Source organism: Fictibacillus halophilus, from assembly GCF_042680145.1.
Lineage (GTDB): Bacteria > Bacillota > Bacilli > Bacillales > Fictibacillaceae > Fictibacillus > Fictibacillus halophilus_A.
This window is the reverse complement of sequence record NZ_JBHTNQ010000001.1, coordinates 293064-314925: the sequence shown is the minus strand read 5'-3', so window position 1 is coordinate 314925 and position 21862 is coordinate 293064. Positions and strand designations below refer to the sequence as shown.

The 21862-nt window shown below is 41.1% G+C and carries 18 protein-coding genes and 1 riboswitch; of the genes, 3 read left to right on the top strand and 15 right to left on the bottom strand.

Features of this window, described 5'->3' with window-relative positions; all coding sequences use genetic code 11:
• The first annotated feature begins 184 nt into the window (after window positions 1-184).
• Entirely contained in the window at window positions 185-4294 is a 4110-nt protein-coding gene (locus tag ACFQ4X_RS01605) for a phosphodiester glycosidase family protein (RefSeq protein WP_379832820.1), read from the top strand.
• 343 nt (window positions 4295-4637) lie between these two features.
• Here the strand turns inward: ACFQ4X_RS01605 and ACFQ4X_RS01600 are convergent, their stop codons facing one another.
• The 14 genes from ACFQ4X_RS01600 to corA form a co-directional block, all read right to left on the bottom strand.
• On the bottom strand, window positions 4638-5915 hold the full coding sequence (locus tag ACFQ4X_RS01600; protein ID WP_379832819.1) for a homoserine dehydrogenase: 1278 nt from the start codon (window positions 5913-5915) through the stop codon (window positions 4638-4640).
• Window positions 5902-6999, bottom strand: coding sequence for a homoserine O-acetyltransferase MetX (gene metX / locus ACFQ4X_RS01595; RefSeq protein WP_379832818.1), 1098 nt, complete (start codon window positions 6997-6999; stop codon window positions 5902-5904). The genes ACFQ4X_RS01600 and metX overlap by 14 nt, the downstream gene beginning before the upstream one ends.
• Entirely contained in the window at window positions 6977-8668 is a 1692-nt protein-coding gene (gene acsA, locus ACFQ4X_RS01590; protein ID WP_379832817.1) for an acetate--CoA ligase, read from the bottom strand. The genes metX and acsA overlap by 23 nt, the downstream gene beginning before the upstream one ends.
• Entirely contained in the window at window positions 8665-9393 is a 729-nt protein-coding gene (locus ACFQ4X_RS01585) for an ABC transporter ATP-binding protein (RefSeq protein ID WP_379832816.1), read from the bottom strand. Before ACFQ4X_RS01585 ends, acsA begins: the two co-directional genes overlap by 4 nt.
• 15 nt (window positions 9394-9408) lie before the next feature.
• Window positions 9409-10254, bottom strand: a complete 846-nt coding sequence (locus ACFQ4X_RS01580) for an ABC transporter permease (RefSeq protein WP_379832815.1) — start codon at window positions 10252-10254, stop codon at window positions 9409-9411.
• A gap of 24 nt (window positions 10255-10278) precedes the next feature.
• The gene (locus ACFQ4X_RS01575) at window positions 10279-11265 is read right to left on the bottom strand and encodes an aliphatic sulfonate ABC transporter substrate-binding protein (RefSeq protein WP_379832814.1); all 987 of its coding nucleotides are present in this window, start codon (window positions 11263-11265) and stop codon (window positions 10279-10281) included.
• A gap of 44 nt (window positions 11266-11309) precedes the next feature.
• Entirely contained in the window at window positions 11310-13100 is a 1791-nt protein-coding gene (locus tag ACFQ4X_RS01570) for a PLP-dependent aspartate aminotransferase family protein (protein ID WP_379832813.1), read from the bottom strand.
• A 190-nt stretch (window positions 13101-13290) separates the two neighbouring features.
• Window positions 13291-13408, bottom strand: a riboswitch (SAM riboswitch).
• A 176-nt stretch (window positions 13409-13584) separates the two neighbouring features.
• Window positions 13585-14715: a hypothetical protein gene (locus ACFQ4X_RS01565; protein ID WP_379832812.1), complete on the bottom strand. Its 1131-nt coding sequence runs from the start codon at window positions 14713-14715 to the stop codon at window positions 13585-13587.
• A 357-nt stretch (window positions 14716-15072) separates the two neighbouring features.
• Window positions 15073-15720 carry a nitroreductase family protein gene (locus tag ACFQ4X_RS01560; protein ID WP_379832811.1) on the bottom strand — a complete coding sequence of 216 codons (648 nt, stop codon included), beginning with the start codon at window positions 15718-15720 and terminating at the stop codon, window positions 15073-15075.
• 87 nt (window positions 15721-15807) lie between these two features.
• Window positions 15808-16035 (bottom strand): hypothetical protein, encoded by a 228-nt coding sequence (locus ACFQ4X_RS01555; RefSeq protein WP_379832810.1) that lies wholly within the window; start codon window positions 16033-16035, stop codon window positions 15808-15810.
• Window positions 16036-16122: 87 nt separating this feature from the next.
• Complete coding sequence (locus ACFQ4X_RS01550) at window positions 16123-16641, bottom strand: hypothetical protein (protein WP_379832809.1); 519 nt, start codon at window positions 16639-16641, stop codon at window positions 16123-16125.
• Window positions 16642-16738: 97 nt separating this feature from the next.
• Window positions 16739-17362, bottom strand: a complete 624-nt coding sequence (locus ACFQ4X_RS01545) for a phosphatase PAP2 family protein (RefSeq protein WP_379832808.1) — start codon at window positions 17360-17362, stop codon at window positions 16739-16741.
• A gap of 105 nt (window positions 17363-17467) precedes the next feature.
• The gene (locus tag ACFQ4X_RS01540) at window positions 17468-17899 is read right to left on the bottom strand and encodes a general stress protein (RefSeq protein ID WP_379832807.1); all 432 of its coding nucleotides are present in this window, start codon (window positions 17897-17899) and stop codon (window positions 17468-17470) included.
• Between the two features lie 65 nt (window positions 17900-17964).
• A complete protein-coding gene (corA, locus tag ACFQ4X_RS01535) occupies window positions 17965-18918 on the bottom strand; it encodes a magnesium/cobalt transporter CorA (protein WP_379832806.1) in 954 nt (317 codons plus the stop codon).
• Between the two features lie 290 nt (window positions 18919-19208).
• Between corA and ACFQ4X_RS01530 the strand changes: the two genes are divergently transcribed.
• Window positions 19209-20120 (top strand): permease, encoded by a 912-nt coding sequence (locus ACFQ4X_RS01530; RefSeq protein WP_379832805.1) that lies wholly within the window; start codon window positions 19209-19211, stop codon window positions 20118-20120.
• 18 nt (window positions 20121-20138) lie between these two features.
• Entirely contained in the window at window positions 20139-20999 is an 861-nt protein-coding gene (locus ACFQ4X_RS01525) for a TIGR03943 family putative permease subunit (RefSeq protein ID WP_379832804.1), read from the top strand.
• 30 nt (window positions 21000-21029) lie between these two features.
• On the opposite strand, the gene ACFQ4X_RS01520 is transcribed toward ACFQ4X_RS01525, so the two are convergent.
• Window positions 21030-21740 carry a vanadium-dependent haloperoxidase gene (locus ACFQ4X_RS01520; protein WP_379832803.1) on the bottom strand — a complete coding sequence of 237 codons (711 nt, stop codon included), beginning with the start codon at window positions 21738-21740 and terminating at the stop codon, window positions 21030-21032.
• Between the last annotated feature and the right edge of the window lie 122 nt (window positions 21741-21862).

Sequence of the window (21862 nt, the reverse complement as noted above, 5' to 3'; positions counted from 1 at the left end):
TATCTGTGACTCCTAACCTATTAAAATTGGACAACTTTCGCCCTATTGTTTCTAGCAAGTTAGTTTTTTAGTATAACTATATAACATAATTACAAATTAATAACATTAAATTAATATTTTTCCATTATCGTAAACCTGTATGAATAAACTAGCAAGTCCAAAAAAATGTTTACAGGAGGAAGAAATGAAAAATAGTTGGAAAATGAAACTGCTCCCCTCTGCCCTTGCTTTATCAGTCATTAGCAGTACAATCTCACCAGGTTTAACATCAGCTTTAGGAGAGTTCGACTTAACATCTGAAATTGTTCAAACTCCTATTAATGAATACCGTGCAGACCTGGCTCCAGGTGTAAAAGAAAAGCACTATAGTTTTGAAGGAAAAGAAGGTAAAAAGATTGAGAGTTTTGTAGTAGACGTTGATTTACATAATCCTAATGTAGCAATAGAAGCAGGTACACCTAATGATGGAGACGGTTTTGGTCTGCAGCCGGTCCGGGCACAAGCGGATGCTGCAGATGGAGAAAACCACAAAGTAGTTGCAGCTGTAAATGCAGACTTCTATAACATGGCTACAGGTGAACCACATGGAATCGTCCATAAGGATGGAAGAGCCATTAAAGATTACAACGGCCGAACATGGAATTTCTTTGGAATAAAGAAAGACGGCGGCGCAATTATCGGTAACTCCACTGATTATGAAGCAGTAAAAAATGAACTAAAAGAAGCACTTGGCGGCAATGCAGTCCTCGTAAAAAATAGCCAAATCTATCAAACTCCACAAACCGGACAAGATAAAGAACCTAGAACGGCTGTAGGCATTAAAGCAGATGGAGATATTTTCTTCGCAGTTATTGATGGCAGGCAGGAACCTTATTCAGCCGGTATTTCCATGAAAGACTTAGCACAACTAATGATTGATCTCGGCGCAGTTTCCGCTCTTAACCTTGATGGTGGCGGCTCATCTACTTTCACAACACGTCAGCTAGGCGGTGACGATCTTGAAGTCGACAACCAGCCTTCTGACAGAAACGAAAGAAGTGTCGCAAACTCCTGGCTGGTTGTAACAAAAGAACCTTCTGATCACGTTTTCCATTCAGCATATATTGAACCATACGACAAATCTTTTACCCCGGGGTCAACAATAGAATTCAAAGCTAAAGGACGGGACAAGTCTTTTGCCTCTGCTCCGCTCCCTGACAATGGTTTGACTTGGGAGTTATCTGATTCCTCTTTTGGAACAATCGAAAATGGGGAGTTCATTTCAAATGGAAAAACCGGTCAATTTCATATCCTATTAAAACATGATGGTTTAGAGGTAGGCAGAAGTATCATTGAAATTGAAAACCCGGATGAAATGTTTTTTGGTTCAAATGAGCTGACCGTAGCCAGAAACAGCGATACACAATTAGACCTCATGACTCGTTTTCAAAAAAGAAACGTGAAATGGAATATGCAAGATATTGAATTTGAAATACCTGAGGGAATGGGAACTGTTGATGAAAATGGGGTTCTCCATACCGGTAATCAAAATAGCAAAGGCACCATTACAGCTCATTTAAAAGGTTCATCTCTTGAAGCAAGCATAAACGTAACGGTTGGACAGCTCCCGATCGTTTTATATGATTTTGAAAATGGTTTAGGAAACTGGAAAACATCGACTGCCAACCGTGGTGAAAAAGGAACGTTGACTCTTTCTGAGTATCCTGATCCTGTCCGATTCGATGAACAGTCTTTAAGGTTAGATTTTGATTTTACAAATGCCCAAAAAGGAAGCACGTTAGGTGTTTACGCAGGTTCTGGCACACATACAGCAATTGAAGACAATCCTTCAAGCATTGGAATGTGGGTTTATGGAACACCTGAAGCACAAGGATACTGGCTAAGAATGTACATAGTTGATGGCAATGGTAAAAATCAGACGATTAACCTTACCGAAGAAAACCCAGGTGTTGACTGGACTGGCTGGAAATATATCGAGGCAGAAATTCCGTCTTCTTTTACCGGTCCATTTAAAATCTCAGGAACACAAGCAATCAGAATGATGTCTACGAAGTCAGGTATAACGGGACCTATGACGAAAGGATCTATCTATTTTGATAATATCCGGGCAGTATACGGTGAAAAAGTGGATGACCTTTTCCCTCCGGTTATACATTCCGTTAATACGGACGGAAAAGACTTTACAGCTAATGAAGTTACGATCACAGCAAAAGTAAACGAATATGAAGAAGATCCATTTAAGACGGGCATTGACTGGGAGAAAATTCGTTTTCTTGTGGATGGCGAAGACTACGCAAAAGCACAAGGACATTTTTCTTACGACATGGACGGTTCTGTTTCATTAAGCGGCTATAAATGGGCAGACGGCACGCATAAGGTAACTCTAATTGTACCCGATAAGTTTGGTAATCAGGCGATTCATACAAGTTATTTTACAGTGAACACAGGATCTGCAAAAGTTGAAATTCATCACGGACAGGAACAAGCATATTTAGGAGCTGGTTTGAACCTAGTGGTGAATACAGTCCAAAACGATAAGCTCTCAAGTTCTTCTATTCAAATGAAGATCGATAAGCACTATCCTGTAAAAGAAGTTCTTTTCTCAGATCACTTCAAGTCAAGTACTTCAAGTTATAACGATGAAACTGGAATCCTTACATTAGATCTAGTAAATTCAGGTGAAACGGCTGAAAGTGCGGATGCTGCCACGATAAAAGCTGAAATCCCTGCTTCAACGAAGGAAGGCAGTCACTTAACGTACGAACTAGTAAAAGGAGACATTACTTACAGTGCACCAAAGGAAGAAAATTTCATTTCCACTTTTTCAATGAAGCCTGTAAGTATACCAGTTAAAGCAGTATTTGGATTGGATCATGAACCCATATTAATTGGAAAACCAACACTGCTCACAGTTAAAGATAACAATGGCGGACCAGTAGAGAATGCGGAGATATTAGCTGTTATTGAAGGAGAAGAAGATCAGATTTCACTTGGAGCGACAGACTCGAACGGTACGCTTCAAGTTGAATCTCTCACAGATGAAATTAAAAAAATCACTTTATATGCAGTTAAAGACGGAAAGTATTCTTTTAAAATCGAAACACAGTCTTACCCTGCTCTAGTTAGTGAAACAGAATTTAAGAATATCCTTTCTACCACCACAGGCAACCCGTATCAAACAAAAGGATTCACATGGATGTCAAGCCCGCTTGCAATGGATCAATCAGCTTTCGTCCAGTACGCAAAGAAGGATGACTTTGAAAGAAAAGGTGCTTCTATTTTTATAAAGCAAATCGGATCTTCAAGTGATCAGGTTTTCAGTGGTGAACTGGATATTAAGAAAAATGGGATCGTAAGGGTTAATGAAGTATTACTTAAAAAGCTGCAGCAAGACACGACTTATGTTTACCGCGTCGGTGATGGTGAACACTGGTCGGAGTTGAAGGAATTTACTACTTTAAAAAGAAAGCAAACCTTTGATTTTGCTGTGTTAGGAGATACACAGTCCCCTTCTGACTTAAGTCATTTAGACAAAATTCTTGGGGAGTTGGATAAAAAAGAATCAGCGTTCATGATTCATGTTGGAGATATCATTGATGAATCTTCAAAGTTCAATCAATGGGATCAAACGCTAGGGGTATTTAACAAATACGAAAATATTAATTCAACCGACTTAGTTGCTGCTCTGGGTAACCATGAATATATGGGAGATGGCGATGGCTCGCTAGCAAAAGCGATCTTAAACTTTCCAGAGAATGGACCTGAAATCGATAAAGGCGGAACGTATTCTGTTGACTACAATAACATGCACATCAGTGTTTTAGGTTATTCAACGGATGCCAATATTTTAGATCAGCAGCTTCAATGGCTAAAAGAAGATATGATTCATTCGGATAAGCCCTGGAAAATTCTCGTTACACATCAACCTCCTTATTACACCAATCCGTTTGGCGGTAACGAATTGATGAAAGAAAAAATACCGCCTGTAGCTGATGAATTAGGGATTGATATCGTCTTCTCCGGCCATGATCATTCCTATGGGAGAACAAAGAAATTAAAAAATGGACAAGAAGATTCAAATGGAACTGTATATGTCGTTGCAGGAACTACAGGGAACAAGCATTACGATGCTGTGGTTGATGAGAAGTTCGATTTCGTTAACACCGACAATATCGCAGTATCCATGAGTGCACATGTAGATAAAGGTCGTATAACGTTTACAACAACCTCTTCTGATGGAAATTTAATTGATGAATTTACTGTTGTGAATGAGGATTATGTGGATGAAGATTAATAATTAATAATAAAACTGGCTCTATGCATCAATGAGCCAGTTTTTCAATGTTTGTGAATTTTTTTATGTTTATTTGCCTAGATTCACGCTTGTTTATGAAAATTTCTGCGCGTTCTAGGCAATTTATGAGATTTATGCGCGTTCACGAAGTTTTATGCGCGCTCAGAAAGTTTTATGCGCGTTCACGGAGATTTATGCGCGCTCAGGAAGGTTTATGCGCGTTCACGGAGTTTTATGCTCGCCATTCAGGTTTTATGCTTGCCATCAGTACACACAAAACAAAAAAACACTGCAGGAGCCACTCTGCAATGTTTTCAACATCCACTTGATGAAGCATTTATTTTTAAAGATTAATCACTCTTTGAAGCACGAGATCTCTTTCTTCCCCCTTTACTTCCGCTGGTTCCAACTTCCCCGCCACTTCATATACAACAATATCAGAATTTGCTTTTAACGATTCAGCTGTTTCTTCGTGACATCTGATCAACAAATAAACCAAGTCTCCTCTAACATCTTGTTTTAGAAGCTGTATATCATCTGATCCATTAAAACCTACGGATGAACCGATTACGGCGTATTCCCCAACTAATGATCCGACTGATTCACTACTCGAAGAATCAGCTTTCAATACAGACTGCTTCTTTCTCACAGCTGCTCCTGAATTAGATTGAAGCACATAAGTCAAATCTTCAACCATCGCGCTTGCAGTTGGGAGTTTGCCTGCGCCTGCACCTTGAACAGTCACTTTGCCCGCAAGACTTGTTTCTACCATGATCGCGTTTTGTACATCTTCCACACCGTATAGAGGATGCTCCGTATCAACAAGCACCGGCTTTACAGAAGCTGTGAATTGACCGTGGTCACTTCTGATCCGCGCCAAATGCTTCACCTTATAGCCCCAGCGGGTAAACACTTCAATCTGCTCAGACGAAACTTCAGTAATTCCTTTTCTTTCTACCTCATCCCAGTTTGGAGAACTTCCAAAAGACAATTCGCTAAGAATCATGAGCTTATAAAAAGCGTCAAATCCTTCTACATCATTAACGGGATCAGCTTCTGCATACCCAAGATCTTGAGCTGTTTTTAACACATCTTCAAAAGCTGAACCTTTTTCGCGCATGTTAGTCAGAATATAATTAGAGGTACCATTTAATATAGCTTCGACCGATAGAATATTATTTACCTGCAACAGCTGTGAAATGCTGCGGATAATCGGTGTTCCCCCAGCAGTCGTTGCTTCAAAGCCCACTGAAACACCGGCTGTTTCTGCCTTTTCCAGCAATGTTTTACCGTGTCTGGCAAACATCACTTTGTTGGCCGTGATAACGTGGCACCCTTTTTCAATGGCTTTGCTTAAATAAGTAAAGCCTGGTTCTTCTCCCACAATGGCTTCGAAAACAATCTGCAGATCTGGAATGTTTAAAACTTCATCAAAGTTAGTCGTTACAAGGATATGTTCATCAACATCCCGCTTTTTAGCACCATCTTTTACTAAGATGGCTTCGATAATGACTTCCTCACCCAGTACAGATTTCAGTTGTTCCCTGTGAGTCTTCAACGCTTCATAAACACCTTGCCCGACTGTTCCAAAACCAAGCAATGCCGCTTTAATAGGTGCCATATTGCAGCCTCCTCTCCTGATCTAATGCATTCATTACATAAGGTCCCCACTTATCGAACTCTACTAAGAAACCATCATGCCCAAAGTCTGTTTCAATCGAATAAAAAGTTCCATAACGAGTGTGTTTTACAAAGCCCTCAATCACTTCTGGCGGATAAAGCAGGTCGCCTTCGTATCCGAAAGCATGGACTTCCGCTTGAATCTGTGAGGCTGCCCGTTCCCAGCCGCCCAGCTTATCACCGATATCATAAGCATTCATCGCATATAAAAGGGTCAAATAACTATCTACATCAAATCGTTTCGTCAATTTTTCTCCTTGATAATTTAAATAGGAATCCACTTGAAAATAAGGCTTTCCTTCAATATCTGTCTCACGTACTTCCCTTTGAAATCTGTCATTAAAGAGCTTCGGCTGACGATATGTTAGAAGTCCTGCCATCCTTGCAATCTCCAAACCTACTAGTCTTTCTCCTTCAGCACGTCTGCCGCTTCTATAGACAGGATCATTTACAATCGCGTGAATCGCCATCCTGTTAAAACCTACACCATAATCATTTAGGTATGGTGTAGCTGCGAAAATGAATACTTTTTCCATAAAATAAGGATACTGAACGGCCCATTCCATCGATTGCATGCCGCCAAGGGAACCGCCTAAAACAGCAAAAAGCCTTGGTACGCCTAGAACATCTAACGCCTGCCGCTGAGCACGAACCATGTCTCGGACCGTAACAAAGGGAAACGTTTTGTGATAGGGATTTCCTGTTTCCGGATTAACCTTCGCTGGACCTGTTGAACCGCTGCATCCTCCAAGAACATTAAACGTAATAACCTGATAAAGGTTTGTATCAATATATCCTTCGGGTCCGATCAGTCCTCTCCACCAGCCTGGCTCTTCTGCTGAACCGTATGCATGCTGATTTCCAGTAAGAGCATGACATAGCAGGAGCACTGGTCCCTTCGTATTTCCAGTTATCTCAAAAGCCAACTCAGCATCCGTTATTACTTGACCTGACTCTAAGGCAAAATCACCGATTCTTACTTTGCCGATTTTCCGGTTTGGTTCAAGCAAGTTTTTGCAGCTCACGGGCCTTCAGCTCTCTTCGCAAAATTTTTCCGCTGATCTTTGTTTTCGGGAGTTCCTCTACCACTTCGATCTCGCGCGGTGCTGCATGTGCCGCGAGTTCTCCTCTAACATAGACACGGATCTCTTCTAACAGATCACTGCTCTGTGAATAGCCATCTTTCAGCACGATAAACGCTTTAACGATTTCTCCCCGAATCGGATCAGGCTTTCCAATCACTCCTGCTTCAGCCACAGCTTCGTGCTCAATAAGCTTGCTCTCGACTTCAAACGGACCGATTCTTTCACCTGATGAATTGATCATGTCGTCCGAACGTCCTTGGAAAAAGATATAGCCATCGTCATCACGGTAAGCAAGATCACCCGAAACGTACCAGTCACCCCATCCAAAATAAGAATTATACTTCTCGGCGTTCTGCCACACTTCCCTCATAATGGCCGGCCAAGGTGCTTTGATCGCTAAATGGCCAACAGAAAACGGAGGCAGTTCTTTTCCTTCTTCATCTAAAACAGTTGCCGTAATTCCCGGAAATGGTTTTCCCATCGATCCTGGCTTGATCGTTTCATTCGGCAGGTTCACGATAAGCTGTGCACCTGTTTCTGTCATCCACCACGTATCATGAATTCTTTTTCCAAGAATATTTTTGCCCCAAAAAATAACCTCTGGATTTAACGGCTCACCGACACTTAAAAGATGACGCAGTTTCGAAAGATCATATTGTTCAGGAAGCTTATTCCCTTTTGCCATCAGCATCCGATATGCAGTAGGAGCACTATACCAGACTGTTACGCCGGCATTTTGCAGCGTTTCATACCATTGCTCTGCTTTAAAACGCCCGCCGTGGACCACGATCGTCGCTCCATTTAGAAGTGGTGCAAATACGCCATACACTGTTCCTGTAACCCAGCCTGGATGCGCCGTGCACCAATATACATCGTCTTCCTGAATATCAAGCACCCAGCGGCCGGTTAGATATTGCTGTGTCATTGCTCGGTGAGCATGAATGATCCCTTTCGGCTTTCCAGTTGAACCAGACGTATAGTGGATATTCAAACCATGTTCAGGATCGACCCACTCTATCTGGCTCTCAACGTCTCCAATTGCTTTAAGCTCCTCTTGCAGCGAGATCTCTCCGTTTTCACCGTTTCCACCTGTTAAAAAGACAGTATGGAGACTTGGAAGCTCATTCCGTGGCACGCGCTTATAGAGGTCTTGGTCTGTAATTAAAAAAGTTCCTTCACAGTCTGCAATGCGGTCTCTTACCGCATCAGACATAAATGCCTCAAACAAAGGACCTACAACTGCTCCTAGTTTAATAGCCGCTAGCATTGCAATATGGCAATCAGGATGTTTTGGCAAAAAGACAAATACGAAATCTCCTTTTTTTACACCATGCTTAGAAAGTACTGCTGCCCATCTATCTGTTGTTTCCTTGAGTTCTTGGTACGTGATCTTAAACTCTTGTGAATCGTCCAAGTAATACAGGGCTGCCTTTTCTCCGCGTCCCTCTTCCACATGGCGGTCCACACATTCATATGCCATGTTCGTCTTCCCATCATTTCTTCTGTTGAACCTTTCTGTTATGGAGTCCCAAGAAAATGGTGCCCCATCTCTGTCAGTCACTACATTATAGATCCCGCTTACAGGCTCAATGGCTCCTAGTTTTGTCATCGCTGATCACCTGCTGCTTTCTTTTCAACATTTAATAGATTCAATATATGTGCCTTCTGTTTTGAGAGATATGCATCTCCACGCGTCCTCGGTTTTGGTTTCTCAACAGCTACTTCAGCAAAAACTTCTCCAGGCTGCCCTTTTAAGATGAAGATTCGATCGCAAAGGTAGAGAGCTTCATCGATATCATGTGTGACAAGCAGCATCGTCGTTTGCTTCTTTTGCCAGATTGATAGAAGGAGATCTTGCAGCTGCATTTTTGTAAATGCGTCTAGTGCACTGAAGGGTTCATCTAAAAGAAGCACCTCAGGATCTGTGATTAGCGCTCTTGCGATTGCTGTCCGCTGCGCCATCCCGCCAGAGAGATCTTTCGGATAATGATTTTCAAAACCAGTCAATCCTACAAGATCTAAATACGTTTGATATTTGTTTGATTTCCGTTCTTCTTTTACTAAACCGAATGAGATATTATCTTTCACAGACAGCCATGGCAGAAGTCTCGGTTCCTGAAACATCATTCCGATATTGTCGTTTCCATCTTTAGAAGAAATTTTCCCTTCGTAGTTTGGATCGAGTCCTGAAAGTACACGAAGTAAAGTACTTTTACCACAGCCGCTTGTACCTAAGATACCGATGATCTCTCCCTTAGCCACGGAAAAATTAATGTTCTGAAATCCAGCCTGGTTATTGTTAAACGTCCGTTTTAATCGGTTAATCTGAAGCATCTGTTTTCCCTCCTTCTACGCTTGGTTGCTTATGCTGTCCTGCCATCTAAGAGAGCGGTATTCAATCCATTTAAGTATCGCGTCTGTCACTTTCCCTAATACGGCAAAAAGCAGGATACTGGCAATGACCGTGTCAGGTGAATACGTGTTTTGGCCGACCACCAGCAAATACCCTAAGCCTTCACTAGCTCCCATCAGTTCTGCTGCGACAACAAACATCCAGCCAAGTCCAAGGCCGCTTCTCATCCCTGTAATAAAAGATGGCAATGATGCTGGTAAAATGATGCGTTTCGTCAGCTGAAATGGAGATAGCTGATAAATCTTGCCTACTTCTATCAGCTTTCGGTCAACTCCTTGAATGCCTGCTACGATGTTCAAATACACCGGGAAGAAAACGCCGACTGCAATCAATGAGATCTTGGAAGGCTCACCGATTCCCATCCATAAAATAAATAACGGTACCCATGCGAGTGAAGGAATGGAACGAATCGCTTGAAACAATGGGTCAAGAAGCTGTTCAGCAGTTTTGGCATACCCGACGACGGCTCCAATCACAACCGCAGCGCCCGTACCGATCGCAAATCCTAAGAACACGCGTGTTAACGTAATAGAAACATGGCCGAATAGAGAACCATCCTTATACATGCTTAATATCTTCTCTAAAATAACGCTTGGTGCCGGAAGCAGGTGCGGCGCAAGCAATCCAGCTTTCGCAGCCAGCTCCCAAGCAATAAGAAGGACGACTGGCAAAATTGAACCAAGAACGATACCGCGTCCTTTTTTAAATAACCCTTTCGGAGAAGAGAGCTTATCAGTTGCTGCTCTCTGCCCCGCTTTCCATTTTTGAGTTTCTGAAATCACTGGCACTTCCTCCTTCCTTTTTCGTTATTTTTTGATTACTTTTTCAGCAAACTTTGGATTTATTAATTCTTTTACGAGTTTCTCAATGTCTGTATCCTTTTTGACAATCTCTTCTGTCTGAAGTACTTCGCCTGCAGCCGATATAGCTTTTTCGTGCTGTGATCCTGGAACAGGTTCCGAGAAGTTATTTCGTTCGAGTTGTTTTTTAGCGACATCTTCTTTAATCCCCGCCTCCTCAGATAAAAGTTTTGCTGCTTCTTCTGGATTTTCCAGTGTCCATTTTCTTGCTTTTTCGTAAAGCTCAATCACTTGTTCCACTTGCTTTGGATGATTCTTAGCAAAATCTGAACGTACATTCAGCGTTCCGTACGTATTAAAATCAGGATTTCGGTAGATATACTTTCCTCCAGATTCTAACTCTGTTCTTGCCATGTGCGGATCCAGTCCTGCCCATGCATCAACTTGGCCTTTGATTAGAGCGTTTGCACCATCAGCATGCTGAAGGTTTACGATTTGAACATCTTTTGCTGAAAGTCCAGCTTCACTAAGTGCACGTAATAAAAAGATGTGAGGATCTGTTCCGAATGTTGCGGCTACCTTTTTTCCTTTAAGATCTTTTACATCCTTAATTGCGCTTCCATCTTTTGCAACTAATGCTGTCCATTCAGGCTTTGAATAGATATATACAGATTCGATCGGTGCCCCTTTGTCTTTTGCAATAAGTGCAGCTGCCCCCGCAGTGGAACCAAAGTCCACACTATCGGAATTCAGAAACTCCAGCGCTTTGTTGCTTCCCTGACTTTGCACCCATTCTACTTCAATACCATCTTTTTTAAATTCCTCTTCTGCCCAGCCAAACTTTTTCAGTGCCAGACTTGTTGGCGAATAGAACGCATAATCCAATCTGATTTTTTCCGGTTTTTCTCCTTCTTTTGCTGAGCTCGAACAGCCCGCTAATAACAGTGCAGCTGCTAAACTAACGAGCAGCGTTCCTTTCCACCAACTTTTCATATCAATTTCCCTCCACTTTTGTTATCTCTATTTTTTTTATCTCTTTATACTTCACACGCATACGTTGCAATCGTACCTCTTAAACGCTGGGCTTCCTTATAGGTACAGCGGTTATGAACAACATCGATCCCCGCTTCTTTTGCGATCCTCGCTGCTTCCGGTGAGATGACTCCTTCTTGAAGCCAGAATACTTTTGGCTGGGTGATCGCAGCTTCTTTCGCAAGTTCAATAGCTGCTTCAGGACTTCTAAATACTTGAACCACATCGATCGGGAACGGAATGGACTTTAGATCTGGATAAGCTTTTTCATCGAGCACTTCCGTTTCTCTCGGATTTACCGGTACGATCTTATATCCAAGACGCTGCATTTTACGTGCAAGTCTGTGGCTAGGTCTTGCCGGATTGGAACTTAACCCGACGATTGCAAGTGTCTTTGGCCGCTGAATCTCCTGGCCGTTTTCTACTGCTCTGTATAGTGACGACTGCAATGCCCAGCGGATTACTCCTTCATCGTTGATCGTGATCTCTCTATTTTCCGATTCAATTCCCGTTGCCGCCTGAATCGCGCGGTCCAGATCGTTCGTTAAATCTTTTACCGATTCGAGACCGATTGATAAACGGATAAGTTCCTCAGTTACTCCGGTGGCTTTTAACTCTTCATCACTCAATTGCTGATGAGTCGTAGATGCTGGGTGGATGATCAGAGATTTTGCATCACCAACGTTCGCTACATGTGACCATAACGAGATGTTGTTGATTACTTTACGCCCAGCATCACGCCCGCCTTTTATTCCGAAGTTCACGATCGAACCAAAACCGTTGCTTAAATATTTTTTAGCCAGCTCATGACTTGGATGTGCCTCAAGCCCAGGGTATGATACCCAATCGACTGCAGGATGTTTGTCGAGATACTCTGCAACTGCCTGTGCATTTTTCGCATGTTTTTCAACACGAAGATGCAGCGTTTCTAATCCTTGTAAAAGGAGGAATGCATTGTGCGGGCTCAAACAAGCACCAAAATCACGTAAAAGCTGAACCCGAAGTTTTGTAGCGAATGCGAGTGTTCCAAAATCAACAGCATATCTCAAACCGTTATAACTGCGATCCGGTTCAGTGAATCCTGGGAATTTTTCAGAGTTCCAATTAAAGCGTCCGCCATCAACGACCACTCCGCCGATTGCTGTGCCGTGTCCGCCAATCCATTTTGTAGCCGAATGAATAACAATATCTGCTCCCCAGCTTAATGGCTTTGTGACATATGGAGTTGCGAACGTATTGTCGATTAAAAGCGGCACTCCGTTTTCGTGTGCAATATCTGCAACAGCCTCAATATCAAGTACGTTTAAACTAGGATTACCGATTGTTTCAGCAAAGAACGCTTTCGTGTTCGGAGTTACTGCTTTTCTGAAATTCTCTGGATCCTCGGCATCAACAAATTTTACGTTGATACCGTATTTCGGAAGAGTGATAGAAAATAGATTGTAAGTGCCACCATAAAGGTTTGTCGCAGCTACGATCTCATCACCCGCTTCTGCAATATTTAAAATGGCGAGTGCGATCGCTGACATACCTGAGGAAGTTGCGACTGCAGCCACTCCGTCTTCAAGAAGTGCTACTCTTTTTTCAAATACGTCAACTGTCGGATTACCGATTCGGCTGTAAATGTTTCCTGGCTCTTCAAGAGCAAATAAGCTCTGTGCGTGGTCCGTATCCGAAAAAACATAAGACGTTGTTTGGTAGACTGGTACAGCCCGCGAGCCTGTTGTTGGATCAGGCGCTTGCCCTCCGTGTAAAAGCAATGTGTCAATATCGTATCCATCAAAAGATTTTGTCATATAAACCTCTCCTTTTTGTGTTTTATACCGATAAAATGTATAGGAAAACTAGGGATATAAGTTATAACTTTTCCCTTAACCGATATGCAATTTCAAAAATGAAAAATAAAAATTTGAGATGAAGTTGTTGTGAAGTTTAGAAGAGGAAAAAAAGAAAAACCCCCTTCCTAAGAAGAGGGTTTTGGGCCTCCTCTTATCTGCCAGATCAAAAAAATGATCTGTAGGAATTGGCACCTTTCCAAACCTAATGTGGTTTGTTGGTTGCCGGGCTTCATCGGGCCTAGTCCCTCCGCCTCTCTGGATAAGAGATATCAAATTATATTTAACACATTAACGTGTTGATGTTTGTTTTGTTCTTGAATAGGATTATAGTCCATTCGGTTTTTAAAAGTCAACCGTTTTTTGAAAACTTTAAAAAGTCGTACAAAAAGCTTATGGTTCAACTGTCAGTTTTCAAATTAAGAATATGCCTATGCTATGCACGTTATGCCAACTTCGTTCCGCTTTTTTCATCATCCCATTGAAATTCTTCTATTCTTTTAAGAAGTACAGGTATTCTGTTGGCGATCGCAGCTTTTTCTCCGTAACGAATTTTCTGTTCTAACGTCATGTCAGAATGCAAGACTTTATGCTGAAAAGCAGTTAAGCTTGTCAGTTTAATAAACTCCTCTTGTTTGACCCGTCTTCTTACAGCAGCATCACCATTGCAATAGCCTTCCATAAATCCATCAGCTATGGTTTGCAGCTTTTCTTCAAAACGGTCAAACTGATGTTTCGCATAACGGGGTGCATTAAAAAATGCAGGGTACAGTGTATGATAATTGTTTAAAAAGTTACCAGCTAAAGAATCTCCGCTGTATAAAAGCGGAACGGGGTCAATTAGACTTACCCTTCCATCTGCATGAAGCAATATATTTTCAGGAGAAGTATCCTGGTTTGTAAGTACAATGTGTGAATCAATCTCCCTGTTATTCATGCATTCTTCTAAATAAGTCATTGCTGATGGGAGAATCGGCTGATCGTAATTTTGGATAAACTCTTTAAAATCGCATAAGTATTCTTGATTTTCTTCCTTCATAAAATCAGTGACACTCGACTGAAACTGTCCTTCAACGGCTGTACCATTCCACTTCAAGTATCCGAATCCCTTTAAACCGTGCTGGGCCGTGTTCATATTTCGGAAAAATTCACCCATTTCTGCACCAGCCTGAAATGCTTCCATGAACGTAAAGCTCTCAAGTTTTATCGCTTTTCCAGCATACGATTCAACGGTAAACGTCTTATCTTTTTCAACATGATAATGAAAAAACTCCGGACAGATACCAGGTTTCACGCTGTTTGCCAGTTCGTAATAGGCTTTTGTTCCTGCGTATTCTGCAAATGTTGCCGCCTCGTCAAATGCTACCTTCTTCCCGTAAGCTTCCGCCTTTGGAAACCGTACAACAACTGCTTCTCCAACACGCAGCTGAACAAGATATGCCTGATGCCATGCGCCTTCACCTAAGTATTGAACCTGAGTGGTATCTTTAAGAGATTCAAGACCGCTCTTTTGCAGCGCAAAGTCTATTAAATCAAAAGTTTCTTTCATAGATGTTCCTCTTTCTTTATTCATCATACTTTTATCCTGCATATATTCGCTAAATGTCGAAAAAAATCCTTTTTCCATTTTTTTCTGATGAAGATGTCGCTCATAAATCTTAAAAAGCGCTCGTAAATCTTAAAAAGCGCTCGTAAATCTTAAAAAGCGCTCGTAAATCTTAAAAAGCGCTCGTAAATCTTAAAAAGCGCTCGTAAATCTTAAAAAGCGCTCGTAAATCTTAAAAAGCGCTCGTAAATCTTAAAAAGCGCTCGTAAATCTTAAAAAGCGCTCGTTCAGTGAGCATAAATCCTCGCGAACGAGCGCCAATTTCCCTTACAAAACAAAAAACCGGCTGCTCCAGGTCAATAACTAACCCAGATAGCCGGTTTCATATTAATCTACATAGGTTACAATCTCTTCAACTGCTTTTCGAGCCAGTTTTTTCGGCTGGTCTTGCGGATGGCCTAGTGAGATTACCATATTGATCTGCTTTTGAGCAGGAATATCTAAATATTCACGGATGGCGTCCTGTGCGAGCAAAACTGGTCCTGTCATCGGACATGACCCTAGACCACGAGCGTGGGCTGCGAGCATTAAGTTCTGGATAGCAAGGCAGCTGCTCTTGATGCCTTCTTCTTCCCAAACGGACTCTTCTGCAAGCTCGATCGGATCAAAGATTTTATCACGGAATTTAGATTCATACGGAGTTGCTAAACAGATGATTAAAACGGGAGCTCCCGAGAATGCAGTAGCATAAGGGCCAAAGGAACGTGTTAGCAGTTTCGCTTCCTTCGTCTTTCCGTTCTCTTCTGCTTTTGCGGCAAGTTTGTGAATGGCATCCCAAGTCATTTCTTCGATCTTTTTCACTTTATCTCTATTACGGATCACAATAAATTCCCACGTCTGTGAGTTTGTGTCACTAGGTGCATAGCGTGCACAATCCATGATTTCATATAGATCTTCCTCTGCAACACCTTCATCTGTAAACTTACGGACGCTTCTTCTGCCGTGTACAATTTCTTTAAAATCTTCGTATTTCATGTTTGTCTCCTCTGACACAATTAATAGTTAACTACTCGTATTATACAAAAGATTGGTATGACCTACAAAAAACGTTAAAAACAGTGCTTATTTTGCACTGTTTTTAGGAGTTATTGCTTTACTTTTATTACCCTTAATCCTTAATCCGACAGCGATTAGAGACGCTCCTAATAAAACACTGACGATATAAAGTGAATCCGTATTAAAGCTGCCTTGCTGTACTACTGCTTTTTCTGCTTGGTTTCCAATAAAAAATGTGCTGAGAAGAACAATTACGCCAGCTGTGATTAAACCTGCTTTGATCCATGGTTTCATATTTGGAACCACCTTTTCCCTTTTACATTTAACTTATTCGAGGAAAAAAACAGAATACCCTTTTACAACAAAAACAAATCCATTGACCTAGTTCGCTTTTGCGAAGTTCATCTTCTCTTCTACAAATGACCGTACTTCCTCTTCTGCTTTTTTCTTAATAATAAATTCAACGTAACGGCTGCCTGTGTGAAAACGAACAAGCCCCCAGCTTGGATATCCTGGATTTTCTGCTTGAAGTCCCGTGATCCATTCCACAGAATCAACTTGTCTCCACTCATAAAAGTGTTTCGCAGACACAATGCCGTTCTTCCCGATCGCACCGCGCAAAATTTGTGTAAAGTATAAAAGCGTAAGAATTACAATTAAACAAAGCATCATGCTGTTCACAGCTAAAGATAATTTTAAGAAGCCAAATCCTTGTGTAATAATCACAATTATTACAATCTCATTCGTCCAAAAGTTCTTTTGCATATATTCACCGCTATATGATAATCCATACACTGGCTCTGATTTCTTTTTATCATTTATGTTCTTAAAAAAATAATAAATAGCCATTCCCATGCCTGCGAAAATTATAATAGCAAAAACGATATCTAACATCCCCATAAAAATCTCCCCCTATACTCTATACTCCCTATTCTCTCTAGTTTGTTTAACGTTTTCGGAATGGAAAAAGTTTCAAATAAAAAACGCTGAAACAAAATCAGCGTCGGAAGAACAATTTGTATGTTTTAATGCTTAACAGGTTTAAAAATAAACCGCCGGTAATCCCAGCAATCATATCTAGAATATAGTGAATTCCCAGCTTTATACGGCTGACTCCAATCATAATCAAAAAAATGACTGATACTAAAAGAGCCCACAAGTTTCTCCACATTCCTGATAAAAAGAGCAATAATCCATAAAACCCTGCAGCATTCATTGTATGTGCACTTGGATAGCCATACTTGCTTGCTTTAATTAATCTTTCCCATTCCGGAGGCTTTCTTTTAAACAACTGTTTAAAAAGTGCATTCAAAATCCTTATCCCAATCACATTAAAAAGAATTAATTTGCTCTTGTCTCGATTCCCTGTATTTTGATAGCTAAAGAACAGCATTAACCCAAGAGGTACAGTGAAAAATCCTGATCCGATTCGAGAAAAAAACACCATTAATGGATTTGAAAAACTATTCGAGTCATAAATGGAACGACTCCACCTTTTATCAAGTGAACGGTAAGGCTCTTGATTTCTGATCGTTGTTAAAAACGCAAAAAATCCGCCGGTAAATACCAGGCCCAGTAAAGGAAGCAGTGTATAACTTGTTCTTTTTTTCCGCCGTAACATATAGCATCACCCTGCTTAGGTCAAAGTTTGAGTTTATTTTCTCCCTATGCCTGTATTCTATTCGAATAAAAAAGAGCACCCTCTCAAGGCGCCCTTTTCAATGATTTATTTATGTTCGACCATCACGATAATTTTTCCGTCTTCTAAATCCTGCATATAACGTTCTGCTTCATCTTCTGAAACATCCATTTTCACAAGAATTTCTTTCATATCGTTTTCCCCGTCATCAAACATCGCTGCAAAAGGACCTGCGGCAAGAAGCGGTCCTACTCCTGGAACACCCAGCCCAGGAACGGCGATTCCCCCGCCGATGCCAGTTAAGAAACCTGCGATGGTGCCATATGTAGCACTATCAATATCATCATCCAACACTTTTTCTTCATTCACATGTGTTTCATCTGCCACATTGTCAACGATTTCATCATCTTTAGCGACGATCGAAATTTCAGACGGCTTGTAACCTTTTTCAACAAGTGCTTTAATAGCCCCAACTGCCTCTTCTTCTCTTGCATATGTACCGATAATATCTTTTTTCATCTGTTTCCCTCCAAACGGGTTCTTTACAAGTAGGTTCCCCTGTTCAGAGGGTTTTAAACAGTGAGTTAATCCTGTTCAAACCAGCCTTTTTTCTTAAACCATAATGACATCATGACTCCTAATAGGATCATGAACCCCAGCACATAAAAATATCCATTTTCAGATTTCAGTTCTGGCATATAAACAAAGTTCATCCCATAGAGACCCGCGATAAAGGTTAAAGGCATGAAGATTGTTGTGATTACCGTTAATGTTTTCATGATGTTGTTCATCCGGTATGAGTTAAGAGATATATAATTGTCGCGGATATCAGACGTCATCTCACGGGCAGAGGTCATCATATCCGTTAATCTTAAAAGGTGATCATAGATATCATGAAAATAAGATCTTTCTTCTGCATCCAGTCCAACGCGCTTTGACTCCAGCATTCGATAAAGAAGTTCTCTCATCGGTACAACCGTTTTCCGCAATGAAAGCAGATCAGCACGTATATCAAAGATCTGGTTAATCAGCTTAGGTGCTTCATCATCCTCGTTGCTTTCAATCGAGATAACGCGCTCTTCAAGCTTATGCATGATTGGAAAATACATATCTACAAGCTTGTCCATTAATTTATGAATGAGTTCATTTTTCCCAAGTTCAGGCGGAACGGTCTTTAGATCTTTTAAATAGTTCCACACAAAATCAATCTCTGGAACTTCTGTTTTATGAAAAGTGACCACCATGTTTTTTGTCGTAAAGATGTCCACTTCTGTAGCTTCCAGAGTTTCTTCATCCAATGCATGAGCGACGTAAAACAAGTGCTCTTCATAAAACTCTACTTTTGGTCTCTGCAAATTATTTACACAGTCTTCCACAGCCAGTGGGTGGAAATTAAAAAAGGATCTCAGCAGGTTTGTTTCTTTTTTTATCGGACTGTCAAAATCAACCCAAACCCAGTCTGCCTGCATCTCATCTAAGCGCTCTAAAGGAGGATTTATTATTACTTTTTGATCAACTACCGCTAACGTGCGAATCATAGGCAGCCCTTCTCTCATCTCTTTTTATTATCATTACCCTTTTTATCATAATCATTGAGCATTCATTTACAATAATCCAGGAGGGTGAGATTTTCAAGAAAACCAATTGCATGTGCGGGAAATAAATTGTAAGGGGACAGTCCCCATTTCCCATTTTATTCTAATTCTTCTTTTACCATTTATTTTCCTTTGAATTTTGAGTTATAGTGTATATGCTTAGTTGATTATTGTCTTGTTTTGAAATCTATATTTTGTTCGTTAAAGAAGTTACGAGTTTGGAGGATATTCGGATGCTCGACAAAACGTTTTTACAGATGAATACCGTATTTATTAGCATCCTCATTGAAGCACTTCCTTTTGTTCTTATAGGAGTGCTCATTGCCGGAGTTATTCAGATGTTTGTTACCGAAGAAATGGTGGCACGCATCATGCCGAAAAACAAAGTTTTGGCTGTTTTATTTGCAGTTTTTTTAGGTGCTATATTCCCTGCTTGTGAGTGCGGCATTGTCCCCATCACACGCAGGCTGATTGCAAAAGGCGTACCTGTCTTTGCAGCGATTCCATTTATGCTTACAGGTCCTATCATTAACCCTGTTGTCTTATTTTCTACTTTTGTTGCTTTCGGGAATCAGTGGGACGTTATGATTTACAGAGGCGGACTCGCGATGGTTGTTGCTATACTGGTCGGATTTATTCTCGCTGTTCAATTTAAGAATGCAAAAGTCCTTAAAAACGAGATTCGTGATTTGTCCAAGAATCCGGCAGCTAACGAAACGGCTGCAGCAATCGAAGCACAGCCTGTTTCATTTTTCAACAAACTTAAAGGTACGTTTGTACATGCGGTTGAAGAATTTTTCTCAGTTGGAAAGTACCTCGTGATCGGTGCTTTAATTGCTGCAGGAATGCAGACGTATGTGAAGACATCAACACTTTTAGCGATTGGACAAGGGGAAGTGTCTTCATCCCTTGTTATGATGGGCTTAGCTTTCGTATTATCTCTTTGTTCTGAAGCAGATGCATTCATCGCATCCTCATTCCAAAGCACCTTTACAATCGGTTCCATCGTGGCGTTTTTAGTGTACGGACCGATGCTTGATATCAAAAACGTGCTTATGATGCTCGGTGCTTTTCAGAAAAAATTAGTACTAAGCCTTATTGGATATATAACCGTGCTTGTATTGATCGGATCATTATTTTTATAAAAAGGAGGTGCCATTGTTATGATACGCATCCTGATTTTAATCGGATTTACCTTTTTGTTTATGCATCTGCATGCCACAGGTGATATCAGCAAATACATTAACATGAAATATTCGTATATCTCTTTTTCAGCTATCTTTATCTTAGGTTTTCTAACGCTTGTCCAGTTTTATATATATGGAAAAAGCGAAGACGATGATCACCAGCATGACGAAACATGCGCGGTGCCTGATTGCGGTCACGATCATCACAAAAAAACGTCCCGATTAAAAAATATGACGGTTAACAGCCTTCTGATTTTCCCAATCATTTCGGGGTTATTTTTCCCAATCGCTTCTCTGGACTCAGAGACAGTTAAAACGAAAGGATTTCACTTTAAAGGTCTCGAGAATGAAGGTGATTTTGGAGAGCACCAGTTTTTAAAGCCTGACACCAGCGTGTATTACGGGAAAGAAAGCTACAACACCATTATGGACAAAGAGTTAAAGCCTTTTACAAAAGGCGATAAAGTCGTGCTTAACGACAAGAATTATTTAAAAGGAATGGAAAGCATCTACTACAAACCAGGGATTTTCCTTGGCAAAGATGTTCAGTTTAAAGGTTTTACCTATAACGCTGAGGATCAATCGAAAAATAAAAGCAACGAACTCTTTCTTCTTCGTTTTGGTGTGATTCATTGTATTGCAGATTCTGGGGTTTTCGGTATGATGGTTGAATTCCCAAAAGGGACTACCTTCCCGAACGATAAGTGGATCGAAGTCGATGGCACCATTGAAACGATGTATTATCAGCCCTTTAAGGCTGATATCCCTTATGTAAAAGTGGAAAGCTGGAAAGAAATCGACAAGCCTGGAGAGGAATATGTTTATAGAGGGTATTAAAAAAACCGGACCGCTGCGTCCGGTTTTTCTTTATATATTCTGCGATTTTATCAGGTTTACAACAATCTGCCCGAGCTGCCTGCCGAGCGCGAGACCCTCGTCATTATCCACTTTAAAGTGTACTCCTGCATATAGACGGGACATCGCACACTCTTCCATCCATTGATTGATCCGATACCTCTCTTGAGGAAAATAATAACTTAATATTATCTCTGAGCAGCCAGCCATAACAGCATGTGCTGAAGGATAACCCGGAAAACGAGGAGTGAATAAAACGGGTACCAAATTGCGGTCATATTGACAAGGACGCGCCACATCCCAGAGATACTTAAAGTGCCATGCCATTACAAAAGCATCATTAATAGCCGCATGATAAAAACCTAAAAACCTGGCTGCTTTCGTTGAAGCAAGACCATACGTTTCCATCATGTTATAGATGACTGGTAAGACCTGTTTACTTACCTCTCCTGTTCCCCAGCTTTGAGCAATACGAATCTGCTGAGGGGTAATATTTTGAAGTGTTTGTTTGACTATAATTAGCTCACTTTCCCAATTAATCGTATTTGGGTTTTTGATGTTCCATCGTATTTTCTGCCCAAAGGGATCCAGGAAATCTTGACCTCTTCTTGACACGAAAAACATCGGCCACGAACCTGCTTCAGGCGTAACAGCATTCATTGGGGGATATTGCTCTCCTGGATAAGGAATTTGAGACCACCTTAAGTAATTTCTGCCGCTCATTTTACCTCCCCCTCAGAAGTTATTCATCATCCCATCATATGTAGGGAGGCAAATCCTATAGAACATAAGGGAAAATGAACGAAAAATAACAGGGGGGTCTGACCCGGGTCAGACCCCCTACA